The organism is Novosphingobium sp. TK46 (genome assembly GCF_055361525.1).
In genome coordinates, this window is record NZ_CM143963.1 from 196314 (window position 1) to 209597 (window position 13284).

General features: G+C 60.6%; 16 protein-coding genes and 1 pseudogene. 3 read left to right on the plus strand and 14 right to left on the minus strand.

All coding sequences use genetic code 11. From position 1 onward, the window contains the following. Entirely contained in the window at positions 1–1419 is a 1419-nt protein-coding gene (locus ACXJ1Z_RS00820; protein ID WP_463778837.1) for an aldehyde dehydrogenase family protein, read from the minus strand. Positions 1420–1550: 131 nt separating this feature from the next. Here ACXJ1Z_RS00820 and ACXJ1Z_RS00825 point away from each other — a divergent pair, with 131 nt between their 5' ends. Further along, on the plus strand, positions 1551–2129 hold the full coding sequence (locus tag ACXJ1Z_RS00825) for a TetR/AcrR family transcriptional regulator (RefSeq protein ID WP_463778839.1): 579 nt from the start codon (positions 1551–1553) through the stop codon (positions 2127–2129). A 675-nt stretch (positions 2130–2804) separates the two neighbouring features. Here ACXJ1Z_RS00825 and ACXJ1Z_RS00830 read toward each other — a convergent pair. The 4 genes from ACXJ1Z_RS00830 to ACXJ1Z_RS00845 all read right to left on the minus strand — a co-directional run bounded on the left by ACXJ1Z_RS00830 (position 2805) and on the right by ACXJ1Z_RS00845 (position 5846). Further along, complete coding sequence (locus tag ACXJ1Z_RS00830; protein ID WP_463778840.1) at positions 2805–3557, minus strand: SDR family NAD(P)-dependent oxidoreductase; 753 nt, start codon at positions 3555–3557, stop codon at positions 2805–2807. 39 nt (positions 3558–3596) lie between these two features. Then, positions 3597–3917 carry a nuclear transport factor 2 family protein gene (locus ACXJ1Z_RS00835; RefSeq protein WP_463778841.1) on the minus strand — a complete coding sequence of 107 codons (321 nt, stop codon included), beginning with the start codon at positions 3915–3917 and terminating at the stop codon, positions 3597–3599. A 46-nt stretch (positions 3918–3963) separates the two neighbouring features. After that, positions 3964–4722, minus strand: a complete 759-nt coding sequence (locus ACXJ1Z_RS00840; RefSeq protein WP_463778843.1) for an alpha/beta fold hydrolase — start codon at positions 4720–4722, stop codon at positions 3964–3966. A 548-nt stretch (positions 4723–5270) separates the two neighbouring features. Further along, positions 5271–5846 carry a TetR/AcrR family transcriptional regulator gene (locus tag ACXJ1Z_RS00845; RefSeq protein WP_463778844.1) on the minus strand — a complete coding sequence of 192 codons (576 nt, stop codon included), beginning with the start codon at positions 5844–5846 and terminating at the stop codon, positions 5271–5273. Positions 5847–6002: 156 nt separating this feature from the next. On the opposite strand from ACXJ1Z_RS00845, the gene ACXJ1Z_RS00850 reads away from it, so the two are divergent. Continuing rightward, positions 6003–6722: an alpha/beta fold hydrolase gene (locus ACXJ1Z_RS00850; RefSeq protein ID WP_463778845.1), complete on the plus strand. Its 720-nt coding sequence runs from the start codon at positions 6003–6005 to the stop codon at positions 6720–6722. 214 nt (positions 6723–6936) lie between these two features. Here the strand turns inward: ACXJ1Z_RS00850 and ACXJ1Z_RS00855 are convergent, their stop codons facing one another. From ACXJ1Z_RS00855 to ACXJ1Z_RS00895, 9 genes and pseudogenes are all read right to left on the minus strand, one after another. Then, the gene (locus ACXJ1Z_RS00855) at positions 6937–7599 is read right to left on the minus strand and encodes a glutathione S-transferase family protein (protein WP_463778846.1); all 663 of its coding nucleotides are present in this window, start codon (positions 7597–7599) and stop codon (positions 6937–6939) included. A gap of 223 nt (positions 7600–7822) precedes the next feature. Beyond that, complete coding sequence (locus tag ACXJ1Z_RS00860; RefSeq protein ID WP_463778848.1) at positions 7823–7966, minus strand: hypothetical protein; 144 nt, start codon at positions 7964–7966, stop codon at positions 7823–7825. A gap of 275 nt (positions 7967–8241) precedes the next feature. Further along, entirely contained in the window at positions 8242–8385 is a 144-nt protein-coding gene (locus ACXJ1Z_RS00865) for an SDR family oxidoreductase (protein WP_463781135.1), read from the minus strand. Continuing rightward, positions 8361–8663, minus strand: coding sequence for an SDR family NAD(P)-dependent oxidoreductase (locus ACXJ1Z_RS00870; RefSeq protein WP_463781136.1), 303 nt, complete (start codon positions 8661–8663; stop codon positions 8361–8363). The genes ACXJ1Z_RS00865 and ACXJ1Z_RS00870 overlap by 25 nt, the downstream gene beginning before the upstream one ends. Before the next feature lie 76 nt (positions 8664–8739). Further along, positions 8740–9084, minus strand: a pseudogene (locus tag ACXJ1Z_RS00875) (SDR family NAD(P)-dependent oxidoreductase); the annotation flags it as partial. Beyond that, complete coding sequence (locus ACXJ1Z_RS00880; RefSeq protein ID WP_463778849.1) at positions 9035–9835, minus strand: SDR family NAD(P)-dependent oxidoreductase; 801 nt, start codon at positions 9833–9835, stop codon at positions 9035–9037. The gene ACXJ1Z_RS00880 and the pseudogene ACXJ1Z_RS00875, both read right to left, overlap by 50 nt. A gap of 79 nt (positions 9836–9914) precedes the next feature. Further along, entirely contained in the window at positions 9915–10220 is a 306-nt protein-coding gene (locus ACXJ1Z_RS00885; protein WP_463778850.1) for a DUF1330 domain-containing protein, read from the minus strand. A gap of 38 nt (positions 10221–10258) precedes the next feature. After that, on the minus strand, positions 10259–11149 hold the full coding sequence (locus ACXJ1Z_RS00890; protein WP_463778851.1) for a TauD/TfdA dioxygenase family protein: 891 nt from the start codon (positions 11147–11149) through the stop codon (positions 10259–10261). 46 nt (positions 11150–11195) lie between these two features. After that, complete coding sequence (locus ACXJ1Z_RS00895; protein WP_463778853.1) at positions 11196–12062, minus strand: LLM class F420-dependent oxidoreductase; 867 nt, start codon at positions 12060–12062, stop codon at positions 11196–11198. A 198-nt stretch (positions 12063–12260) separates the two neighbouring features. Here ACXJ1Z_RS00895 and ACXJ1Z_RS00900 point away from each other — a divergent pair, with 198 nt between their 5' ends. Next, positions 12261–13205: a LysR family transcriptional regulator gene (locus ACXJ1Z_RS00900; RefSeq protein ID WP_463778855.1), complete on the plus strand. Its 945-nt coding sequence runs from the start codon at positions 12261–12263 to the stop codon at positions 13203–13205. Positions 13206–13284 lie beyond the last annotated feature (79 nt).

Sequence of the window (13284 nt, forward strand, 5' to 3'; positions counted from 1 at the left end):
TCAGGCCAGCGAATACGTCTTGATGTTGGCAAACGCGTCCATGCCGGTGCTGCCGAGTTCCCGGCCCACCCCGGACGCCTTGGTGCCGCCGAACGGAACCTCTACAGGTGCGCCCAGATACTGGTTGATGCCTACCATCCCGGTGTCGAGCGCCTCGGCGACCCGCTTCGCTTCTGCAAGATCCTGACCATAGACCGTACCACCCAGCCCATATTTGCTGTCATTGGCCAGTGCGATAGCGGCGTCGGCATCGGCGACGGTGTGGATGATGCCGATCGGGCCGAACGCTTCTTCATGATAAAGCCGCATTTCGCGGGTGATGCCGGTCAGGACGACAGGTTTGAAGAATGCCCCTGGACCTTCCACCCGGCCGCCTTCGACGAGGACAGTCGCGCCCTTGTCGACCGCATCGCGATACTGTTGCTGCAGTATCTCTGCGGCGGCCGGACTGGAAACGGGCCCCAGTGTCGTCGAAGGATCGAAGGGATCGCCGATGACCTGGTTCGCGAAGGCATGCGCATATTGCGCGATGAATGCGTCGGCGACCTTCTCGGTCACGATCACTCGCTTGGGGGAAACGCATACCTGACCACCCAGCGCGAGGCGGCACAGGATCGCCGTCCCCGCCGCGGCATCGACATCGGCGGAGTCGAGCACGATGAACGGGTCGGAGCCGCCCAGTTCCAGCACGACCGGCTTGATGTGTCGACCAGCCTGTTCGCCCACCGCCGATCCTGCGCGCTCGGACCCGGTCAGCGTGATCGCGCGAACGCGCGCATCGGCGATGTAGCCCGACACCTGATCGTGGGAGAGCGCGCCGACCTGGAATACGCCGGCCGGAAAGCCGGCCTCGCCGATCAGCTCTTCCAGGATGAGGGTCGATCCGATGGTGATCTCGGCGGGCTTGAGCACCACCGTGTTACCCAGAAGCAGGTTCGGTGCGACGACGCGCACCGCCTGATACATCGGGCCGTTCCACGGCGAGACACCGAGCACGACGCCGATGGATTCGCGACGCGTATAGACGCGGGAAAAGCCGGCCACCGGAATGTCACGATCGGCCAGCAGCTCTTCTCCATGCTTGGCATAGTAGCGCAGCATGTCGGACGGGATGCCGACCTCGAACTTCGCCTGGGGCAGGGGCTTGCCCATTTCGAGCGTCACCTGATGCGCGAGCCGATCATTGTTGGCGTCAAGGATATCGGCGAGGCGCAGAAGCAAGGCGATGCGCTCTGGAACCGATGTCGCGCGCCATTCGAGGTAGGCTTCATGACCGCGCGCGAGGAGTGCCTCCGCCTCCAGATCGGACAGCGTGGGAAATTCCTTCAGCAACTCGCCGGTCGCAGGATTGAAGGTGCGATAGGTCAAAGCAGAAACGCCCTGCGTCGTGCGCTCCCTCGTCATGGCAAGATCATTCATGGCTTTTCCTTACTGATCGGCAGGTTTTCATTGCGGGCCTTGCGCTGAGCCAGGGGGCCGCTATTAACAGGAGATAGCCTCCGTTTTCATATACGGAGGGTATCTCCGTTTAGCAAGGTGGGAAATTTCACGTGCCGGCCCAAGATGCGATCAAGCGTAAACCGCGCGCCGATGCGGAGCGTAACCGCCTGCGACTGATGACCGTCGCCAAGGAAGCCTTCGCCGAGAAAGGCACGTCCGCCAGCCTGGACGATATCGCTCGAGCGGCGGGAGTAGGGATCGGCACGCTATATCGTCACTTCGCGACCCGTGAGGCGCTGATCGGGCAACTATATGAGAACGAAGGCGATCAGCTTGCCGAGGCGGCGGCGCGGATCGCCCAGGTCGAGCCGCCCGCTGAAGCGCTGAGACAGTGGCTGCTGCTGTTCATCGAGTATCTGTCGACCAAGCGCATCATGGCAGACGTCCTGATCCTGCTCGGCAACGGCGCTGACCGGATCTGCGCGGTGTCGGCCGAAAGGCTGATCGAGGCGTGCGGCAGGCTTTTGCAGAACGCCCGGGAGAACGGTGATATTCGCCGCCCTGTAGAACCCCTCGACCTGCTTGTGGCGGTCGGTGGCGGCGCCAACCTGGGTTATGCGCCCGACTGGGAAATCGGCGCCGCGCGTCTCGTGGACATCATCATCGCGGGCCTCGCCCGCGAGGGATAGCCGTTTGTCCTTCGACCGGCTCGATGACGACCAAGCATTTCGATTGATTCAGTCTTCCGTGTTTGATCGAGGGACCGATGACCATCGTCATCTCCCGACAATCCTTTAGCATGGAGTATCGGTCAAGCGGTGAAGCCATTTCGTGACGCTTGCTTTACATGGAGCTTGGCTGTCGATCGGCGGGCAAACGGCTCGCACGATGAAAGCTATCGCAAGGTTATCGAGGGTTCGATCGGCGGCGTCGCTACGGCTCCCGACGAAATTGCCAACCCCCATCGCGCTTCTGATGAAAGCCGATAGCGCTTCCGTTACGAGCAGCGAATTCCTGATCGACGGCGGCACTACCCCCGTGCACTGGTGCGGCTAGTCCGCCAGTAACGTTCTTTCCGGATAGCCGCTTCCACCGACAATCCGTCATCAATACCGCGAGCGGGGAACGGCGGTTCGGCTCAGACCCGGTCATTACCTCGATCAAGTGGCGCCTGCATCTAAGATTTCGATTAACTTGGACAAGAGTAGTGGTTAGCGTCAGTCAGGTCTCAGTAGTCACTCCGTGGCTACGTATCTGTTTACCCCTGAAAACGCAAAACACTTGTTCTTCGATCTGCGCAGCTCGGGGCACATGCGACGCAGCCCAAAAAGCAAAACTGTCTATCACTTCCTTATCAGTTAGCTCTAAACTCCGGCTGCCATCCCGCCCGTCACACGCATAGTTTCTCCCGTAATAAACTCAGCTTGCGTCGAGGTGAGGAACAGCATGGCATCGACGATATGCTTCTCTGTGCCGTCATCCTGGATGAATTGCTTAGCTTTGACCCGCGCTTTGGTATCTGCCGGCAATTGCGCTTTGATCGTGTCGGTGAGAATCAAGCCAGGAGAGATTGCATTGACGCGGATACCTTCCGCGCCCAGTTCGAGCCCGAAGGTAACAGTCAACGCCGCGACTGCGAGCTTGCTGTCACCGTAGGCAGACCCCCCCATATGGGCGGCGGAGGACGAGATATTCACGATCGATGCCCCAGGCCGGCCTTTCATATGAGGGATCGCTGCCAATGTGCAGGCGACCACACCGATAACGTTAACCTCGAACAGACGTTTGACCTTGGTAAGACCCAGGGTTGCAATGGGTTGACCATATTCACGGCTGTGCAATCCGGCATTGTTGATCAATATGTCGATGCCGCCGTCGATCGCAGCCGCCTGCGCCATTATCTCTCCCATCCGGGCTTCGTCAGTGACATCGCCCGAAAAGCCAGTCGCAGTCCTGCCGCTCGCACGAATTTCAGCAGCGGCCTCCTCGGCTACACCGCCGTCGATGTCTACAAGAACCACATGAGCGCCCGCTGCCGCGAGTGCAACGCCGAAAGCCTTGCCGAAGCCGCGCCCCCCTCCGGTTATAACAGCGACGGTGCCCACACGATCAAGCATTGAACTCATCATCCTAGAATCCTCAAATTGAGCATGCGGTCAGTTCGCTTGCCGGTAGATGCTCAGGCGTTGGATCAAACCCGACTGATCGAACTGGAAGAAGCTGCCCATGTGGTGGACCGCCCCATTAGGCAAGCGCACCTCGACCTCCACCGCAGCAGATGCTTCGTCTGCGACAATGGCTCGGGGCGATGGCATTGGCGGATTTGCCGCATTGAAGACAGCGGTCTCCATTTCCCGGATAGCATCGGCCCCCGTGCGACTAGAGCCATCGGGGGTAATGAATGTGGCGTCCTCTGCAAAAAGAACCATGAATGCTTCGATATCGCGCGCACGGACACTGGAAAAGTATTTGTCCAAGATTTGCCTGGGAAGCATCGCAGACCCCTAAAGAAAGATGTCGACGTCAATTAGCGCGGGTGGGTACCGTTCGATGAAGAATTTCCGCCAGCGCATGAGGACGTGAGTTCATCACCTGGTGGCCTGCATCGATCCGGACGATCTGCCGGGCACCAAGGCGCTCTGCAAAACGCTCTTGCCATTGGGGAGGCAAAGACTGGTCACGGAGGCACAGGATGTATGTTGAAGGCACATCATTGCAGTCGTCATATCGCCAACTGGTCTCGCTGTAGGTGGCGGCCGGCCACATATCCTTGCCTAACTTAGGCAAAAAAACCGCAGTCTGCTCTTCACTCATATCGTTGCAGAACATCAGATAGTACCGGTCGTTCATGGAAGTCGTAGCGGGATCAGCAGGCCAGCCAACCTCGTCAGCGTTTGTAGCATGTAGGCCGCTGCCGATCATCTGCTGCACACTCTGTCCCGGGAGCGGTGCAGAGCAAGTCACATAAACAAGGTGACTGAAAAGATCTGGTCGAAGTCTCGCCATCATAGGCAGGGTCTGGCCAGCCTGCGAGTGGCCTACCAGGACCACGTGGCTAAGCCCTGCTCTCTCGATTTCGGAGACAAACTCGCGGGCGATCTGTTCCATGTCGAGGCCCTCCGTTGTCCGACCTCGTTTCGTACCACAGCCAGGAGCGTCCAATGTCATAATCGAGCCGACATCAGTAGAGGACTGCAGACGGAGAGCAGCGACCGTTTCGTCCCACACCCAGCCGCCCTGGCCGCCCCCGTGAACGAAGACATAATTCGTTGTTGATTTCATCTACACTCCCCGGTGAGCACATTGGCTCCAATAACCCGATTAGGTTGGTCTATCTGTACCTTACCTTTAAAGCGGGCGGACCAGTGAACCGCAAGCTTGTTTGGCACCAGAAGGGAAAATGTGGCCGAATTCGTTCAGAATAGCCCTATGGACGAGCCTGCATATCGTCCACTCAAGGGTAGCGACGCAAACTTGCGTAACGATCCTTCGGAAATCACATGGTTGTCGTTCACCGGCTTAGATCTGCAGCAGTAGAGTTGCTTCACCCCTGACTGCGGGCGACAGGCTCTCAGCAGCGTTACTGAAGGATGGCTCTCCCACCCTTCTCTGCAAGCCTTTCGGATCGCATATCACCCACTGAACCCGCAATGCGGACTTTGCAGCTTGTATCGAAAGCGATGCCTCGTAGTCCTACGGAGCGGATTCCAGGACGTTCCGATCTTGATTACCGTCTTCAACCAGCAAGACCTGAGCAACCGCAACGTCGTCAACGCACAGGATCTAGACGGATGGCGAGACTTTCCACGACAAGCAGGACTAGCAGTCCATTACCAATCGCTGATCTGATTGATGACCTGTTGGCAAGCGTTGGAGAACCATCGAACGATCGCATCGTTGGCAGCTAATGCTCTGCGATCAATCATCGGAAGCAGTTGAAGGTGCGTCACGAGACCCGCTCCTAGTATAGCGATGGCGACCGCCCTCTCACGGCCATCTGGGCCACCGATCCAAGCGCCAAGTGGCTCGACTACCTGCTCTTCCACCACCCGGGTGGCGATCTCGCGTGCTTCGGGATCAGCTGCAGCAAGGACGGCAATGGCCATCGGAACCTCGGCAGGATCGGCATCAATGATCAGTCGCGCGAGATTTTGTCCAAACTCGGTCCTAGAGCCTTGCATGAAGGCACCACTAGCGAGAGCTTTGCGCAACGCCGCTTCGAAGAGTCCGGATTTTGAACCGAAGTAGCGAGACAGCAAAGGCAAGCTGACATCGGCTGCTTGCGCAATGTCGCGTATGCCGGTCGCCGAGTAGCCATGCTCCCCAAACAGGCGTGTTGCGGCGCTGAGGATGCGCTCTCTAGTGGCGCTTGCATCACGCTTGAGCCGGGGCTTCAGTGTGTCCAACCGAGTTTCCCGCTCCTGAAGTTCTCACGGCCCGTCTGCGCCGAATGTCGGTGCCGTAGCATGCCCGAACATTCACGCCAGCGCAATGTTATCAGTTGACAACATGGCGTTTCGCCAGGCTATCCTTGGCGCAACAAGAACGTGCGGAGAGAGTTTATGGCGACATTTGTTCTAGTCCATGGCGGTGGACATGGTGGATGGTGCTACTTCAAGGTCGCACGCCTGCTGCGCGGCGCCGGACACGATGTCTACACGCCCACACTAACCGGATTGGGCGAGCGAGTGCATCTGCTCTCCCCCGAGACAAATCTATCGACGCACATTACCGATATCGTCAATGTGCTGCTGTATGAAGACCTGTGTGAAGTGATCCTTGTTGGCCACAGCTACGGCGGAATGGTCATCACCGGGGTTGCCGATCAAGCGAGCGGTCGCATCCGCGAGCTCGTGTATCTCGACGCTGCGCACCCTGAGAATGGTCAGTCATTGGTCGATACCGCACCAGGCCCGATGGCCTTTGCACGCAGCTCGTCGCAAACTATCGATGGGATCGAATTGGTCATGTGGCCCAATGACGAAGTCGTTGCTGCTATGGGCGTCACCGATCCTGCTGATGTCGCCATCCTGCGCCGGAGAATGAACCCACATCCGTGGAAAGCGTTTGAGGAAAAACTGGCTTTCCAGAATGGCAAGGCAGCGCTAGCGATCCCGAGGACAAACATCAACTGTTCCAGTGCACTCAAAAGCAGCTCAGAAGTTGATCGCGCCAAGCAGCTCTCCGGGTGGCGCAACTACGAGATAGATACGGGTCATGACTTGATGATCGTGGAGCCGGATAAAGTGACCGAGATACTACTGGAAATTGCAAAAGAGTAAGACAGGCAAGATTTGCATTACACGCCAAACTCACGCGAGCGTAACCAAATTGTCGAGCAAGGGCCAGACCTGGACGGTCGAGCCTGAGGCAGCGCACGGGTCGATGGATTGAGGGCCGAGGCGATCAGAGCCAGCTACATGCAGATCCCGGTCCGTGCATCCCGGTTAGTAATCAAAGGATCGTAGCTTGACCGCCGGGGCCTCAGACGCCGCCCTATTGCGTCCCCGACCGGGCGATGTTCGGAAGGGCCGGGTCTTCTTCATGGCCCGCCGCCCGCATTGCCCTCTGGTAAGCCGGACGAGCACTGATGCGCGTCAGCCAGCCTCGGATGTTAGGATAGGGCGAGAGATCGACCGGGGCGAAATGCGACATCGTTCCGAATGGGAAATGGCAGGCGATGTCGGCAGCGGTAAACGTGTCCCCGGCAAGCCATGCGTTCGTCTCGACGCGGGCATCGATCATCTGCAGATGCCACGCGAACCGCTCGCGAAAGGCGTTGGCGCGCGGATCGTCTTGCGCCGCCGGCATTCGCGCAGATGCCATGTGTTGCATGGCCCGTGGCATCAATCCGCCGACCGAATAGTGGAACCAGTAAATATAATCGGCGAAGCCGGGCTGGCCGGCAAGGATCCGCAGCCGCCCTTCACCGTAGAGTTCGAGGATATAAGTCATGATCGCGAGCGACTCGGCGAGCACGATGTCGCCATCTTGGATGACCGGCGCCTGGCCAATGGGGTGCAATTTGCGAAAGGCCGCGGGCGCCATCATCGTAGGTTCGCGCGGGTAGGACAGCAGCGTGTAGGGAAGCGCGAGTTCCTCCATCAGCCAGATGATCCGCTCTGATTGCGACGTCAGCAGATGGTGAATGACAATCATGAAAAGCGCTCCGACTTCTAGGATAATGGCTCGGCTGGTGGGGCCTAGACAATCTTGCCAGACCGCACCGTCCTTCGATATATCGGACCAGCACGACGCGGGTCGAATCCGATGGTACCCGTCGACCCGCGCCAGCTATCGAGTGACAGGCAGATCAGTCTGCGGACACTCGCAATCGGTGTATCCTCAGACTCTTGATCATCCAAGTGCCGCCCACCCGCTGTTAGGTTTCGTGGTAGAAGCCGAATCCCTTCAGCCGCGACAAGGGCGATCCTGCGGGAAAGTACAGCCGGTCGGACATGGCGCAGATCGAGCGTGCTTCCACCTCGCTGACGAAGCTGATGTCGAAATTGAAGCCTTGATGCACGCTGCCAATACCCTGCTACGCTACCCCTCCGTTCGACCACGACGAGCGACCATTGAGAACGATGTTCATCTGCGGCAGAAAGTCGTGGCCGGAACCGGGATCCGTGCAGCAGCACATGTAGTCGAGCACGCAGTTCGGAGCCAGAATGCTGCACCAAGGCCCCGTCGCTTGTGTCCACGCCGCGAAAGTAGCGTGCCTTGCTCTGCTTGATCACTTCGCGCGCACTGACTTCCTTGATGTTCGACATAGTTATTCCTCTCGGTGAAGCCGGCGTGTCATATGTATCGCCCGCCGTTGACGCCGGTGACATAGCCGGCCTCGTCCGAGGCGAGCCAGACGGCGGCACCGGCAATATCCTTAGGTTTGCCATGGCGGCGGATCGGTCCCGCATCGATCATGTTCTGGAACTTCCCCCGCATGTCTTCGCGCTCGAAGGAATCGTTCGACGTTTCGGTATGTGCACGAAGCGCGGAGGGATGATGTTGCAGGTGATGTTGCGCGGACCGAATTCCTGGGCGATCGTGCGGGTGAACGCGATCATGCCGCCTTTGGACGAGGAGTAGTGAGCCATCATCGCCGCCCCGGTCTGCGCGCTCGAGGACGAGATGTTGATGATGCGGCCCCAACCGGCATCCAGCATGTCGGGGATGATCACCTGGGTGACGATGAAGGTACCCTTGAGCTTGATCCGCAACATCGTGTCCCACGCATCGTCGGTCAAACTGCAAGAACGGGACGAACGCGGTGATACCCGCACTGTTGACGAGAATCGTCACGGAACCAAACGCGTGGCGCAGCCTGGCCGTGGCCGCTTCGACCTGCTCGCGATCCGAGATGTCACAGCCGAGCGCGATCGCCCGGCCCCCGGCCCGCTCGATGCCCGCCACGGTCGCCGCGGCACGCTCCTCGGTCAGATCGAGAACCCCGATCGCGACGCCATCGCGGGCAAGGCGCTTTGCGATCGCGCTGCCGATGCCGGCTGCGGCGCCGGTCACCAGGGCTACTCTATCGGCCATATCGGATGCTCCTGATTGAATAACGCTGAGGAAACCGCCCGATGGCGCGGCGTCAGTCCGGTTTTTGGGCAGACGGCTTCGCGCCAAGATGAAGGCCGGCATCGATGAGCATGGTCTCGCCGGTGGTATGACGGGCGGCGCGTGATCCGAAGAACAGAGCGCCTTCCGCCACGTCCTCGGGCGTCGACACCGTCTGAAGCGCCGTCGCGCCGCGGATGTACTCGCGCAGGCGTTCGGTACCGCCATCGACCGCGAACTTGTCGAACCAGGTGCTATCGATAAATCCTGGGCAGATCGTGTTCACGCGGATCCGTGGCGCCAGCGCGATCGCGAGCGAGCGCGTCATCGTGTTCAACGCTCCCTTTGAAGCCGTGTAGGGCATGGACGAGCCGCTGCCGGTCACGCCCGCCAGCGACGACGTGTTCACCACAGCCGGGGCTTCGGCGGCTTCCAGCAGCGCGCGCGAAGCCCGGATCATCTGAAATGGCCCGACGACGTTCACCCGATAGAGATCGAGGAAGTCGTCCGCGCTCACGGCATCCAGATCGCCGTACGTCGGATCGCGACTGATCGCCGCATTGTTGAACAACGTGTCGATCCGACCATACGGTTCGGCCACCGCCGCTATCCGCCGGCAATCGACATCGGCACCCACGTCGCCGCGAACCACCACAGCCTGGGCGCCATGCTCTCTTACGAGCGCGGCGGTGGTGTTGGCAGCCTCTTCGTTACTCGCAAAATTGATGATGACCGCTTTGGCGCCGCGCTCCGCCGCCCCCACCGCAATCGCCCGGCCCAACCCGGTCGAGGCGCCCGTGACCAGGACAACTGCGTCATCGTAGGGAAGCTTCACGACCCTGATCTCCCGTGCGTCGGCGTTTCAGCCTGACTTCGTTTCCAGGTCGCGCACAGGCCAATCCGGCCGGCGCCCATCACAGCCCCTCCACGATGAAGGCGCGCCATTCGGCGGATCGCAGGCGATGGGGCAGCGCGGCCTGGTAGCCAGGGCTTTCATACCAAGCCCTGGCATCTGCCACGGTCTGAAACCCGAGCATGACGACGCCATCGGGCGCATCGCCTTCCACCGCGGTGACATCACCATACGCCACCAGCGGACGCAACGGCACCGCAGGCGGAACCTCACGGTTCTTGCGTTGATACTCGTCATAGGCGGCATGGTCGTGGACGGCCGTTTCGCGGGTCACGATGAGGTAGGCTGGCATGGTCTTCTCCGCCATGAGGAAGGGCGATCTGGGAAACTGTGACTCTGTGGTTCTCAGCCGATCGGTTCGAATGTCCGCGCCAGGTCTTCCTGACGCGCCACTCGCCCGGGCTTGGCCAGTCCACCGATGCTGGTGCGGTGCATGCTGCGACGACCGTCGGTATAGGGCACGACGCGGTGCATCAGGCCTTCGTTGTTCCACACCACCATGTCCCCCCGCCGCCATTCGTGGCGGTAGACGAACTCGGGTTGTGCCGCCCACTGCAGCAGGCTCCACAGGCGTGCACGAGCAGCCGCGCCCGGCCATCCGACGATGCCGTCGGCATGCGTGCCCAGCAGGAGGGACTTGCGGCCGTCGTCGTGGCGCCAGACGAGCGGATGCTCCATCGGTTCGGCCATGCCCTGCCAGCGCTGGCGGCGATCGTCTGGCGTGTGCCCCCAGACCGGGCGCATGCTGGCCTCGAGCGTATGGACGACCCGCAGATCGGCGAGTTCCTCCTTCTCGGCGTCCGCAAGGCCTTCATAGGCGGCATAGAGGTTCGCGAATTCCGTCGCGCCGCCCTTGTCCGAAAGCGTACGCGCCGAAAGCACCGTGGCCTTGGGCAGCGCCATGTCCATGGTCACGCCGTCTACGTGCCAGAATAACGTTCCCAGCACGTAGTCAGGTTCATCGTTGACCTCTTCGTCGAGCGTGACCTTGTAGATATCCTGAGCAGACGCATCCGAGCCCGGAATGTTGCGCGTGAAGTTCACCCGCGCGCCCAGGCCATCGGTGAATGCGAGTTGTTCTTCGTCCGTTACGTGGATCTCGGGAAAGACGAGAACCCCGCGATCCTCGAGCGCCGCACGCACGGCCTCGGCCACGTCCGGATCGCACAGTCGCGTCTTGTCGATCCTCACGATCCCGCCGATGTGCGACTTGATCGGCTCTATGGTAACGCTCATCCCGGTCTCTCCTGCACATTCATGTGGCGCGTCGTGCGCTCTTGTCTCACGCTTCATCCAGCAGGCGCTTCACTTGTGCGAGGTAGGCGATGTGGGCGTCGATATCGCCACCCAGCCCCTTGCCCATGGACGGGACGCAACCGTGCGTGCCCCCCGCATCCCGCCAGATCTTCAGATCGTCCGCAGCGCCGCGAGCGTCGCGTGCGAAGATCGCCAGCAACTCGCGACCGAAGCCCTCTTCGGAGCGGCCGAACTCGCCCAGATGGCGCTTCGTGCTTTCCCACGCTTCGACTGCACCCTGCCCAGGCGCCGCGAATATGAAGCCATCGCCGAACTGCGCGCCTCGCCGATATGCAGCTTCGGAATGGCCGCCCAGCCAGATCGGGATCGTGCGCCGGGGCCGTGGATTGATGCCGGCGCGATCGATCTTGTCGAACCGACCTTCGAAGCTCAGAACCGGCGTCGTCCACAAGTCTCGCAGCAAGCCGATCTGCTCTTCGATGCGCTTGGCCCGGGTCTTGAAGTCCTGCCCGAGGGCCTCGTACTCGACGTAGTTCCAGCCTATGCCGACGCCAAGCCTCAGCCGTTCCCGAGACAACAGATCCACATCTGCCGCCTGTTGCGCGACCAACGCGGTCTGGCGTTGGGGAAGGACCAGCACGCCCGTGGCGAACTCGAGCTTTTCGCTGATCGCTGCAGCAAAGGCGAACAACACGAACGGATCGTGGAACGTGTCCTTTTCCGTGTAAGGGCCCGTAAGCTTGGGTTCGCGCCCCTCATGCGGGCACTTCACCACATGGTCGTACGCCATCATGTGGTCGAAGCCCAGTTCCTCGACCGCGCAAACGAACTTGCGGACCGCGTCGGGATCGCCCGCGACTTCCGTCGTGGGATAGGAAGCGCCAATCTTCATCAAACTCATCCCTCGGCATATGGCTCTGGTGGCCCTGCGATTGCGATGGGATAGAGCGGACACCCCGACGAAATCCAAGAAAATCGCTGTCGCGAGATATGCCCTGGCCCTATATCAGCTTCGCGGGACACCGAAGACGCGCGCCGTGGCGTTCCGAACGGGCGCCAGACAGCTTCCGGACCAGGAGGGATGATCCAAGTGGCGGACTTCAAGAGGCTCGGCTATTTCCTGCAGATCGCCGAGTACGGCACGCTGAGCCTTGCGGCAGAGCGGCTGAACGTTGCCCAGCCATCTCTCAGCCGGCAGATGCGCTTGCTGGAGGAAGAGCTTGGGATACGGCTGTTCACGCGCAATGGGCGCGGGATGCAGTTGACGGATGCCGGTGAACAACTGCGCGCCCGGATAACCGGCCCCCTCCGCCAGGTCGGCCACGCGCTCAATGAAGTCAGGGCGATGCCGTCCGATGCATCCGGGTCCGTCATCCTGGGAATGCCCGCGTCCGTGGTCCTCGCCCTTGGCGAACCCATCGTGAAACGGGCTTTGGCCTATGCTCCGAAGATCTCGCTGCAACTGATCGAAGGCGGTTCGGGCCATCTGGTCGAATGGCTGCAACGCGGACAACTCGACGCTGCGATCCTGTATGGCCCGGCAACGCCGGGTGGGCTGAACGCCGCGAAACTCTTGGAGGACGAACTTGTGCTCGTCGGAGCAGCCGACGCCGATCTTCGAAGCGATCAACCCGTGCAGTTCTCGAGAATCGGCGAACTGCCGCTCATTCTCCCGAGCCCGATCCATGGCCTGCGCGTCACCATCGATGCGGTTGCGATCAAGACCCGGTGTGCGTTGAACGTGCGGATACAGGTAGATTCGTTGCAACTGATCAAGGACCTCGTCGAAGCCGGCATGGGCTATGCGGTCCTACCCCGCGCCGGCGTCCTGCGAGAGATCGCCGCCCGCCGCCTGACGCACGCTCCGATCGCCAACCCGAAGGTTTCGCGTACCTTGTTCGTCGCCATGCAGCTGTCGGCACAGTCGTCAGGCGCCGTGCTCCAGATCGAGCAATTGCTCCGCATGGAAGTGGCCAATCTTGCCGCGGAAGGTCACCTGCCTGGTGCACAAGTTCTCAAGGTTGGAGACCGCTGATATAGAATGGGACTATAGCGAGTGACATCGATTGTCTTGGAGTCGGGTGCCGCTTCGACGCTACGAGCAGACGGCATGG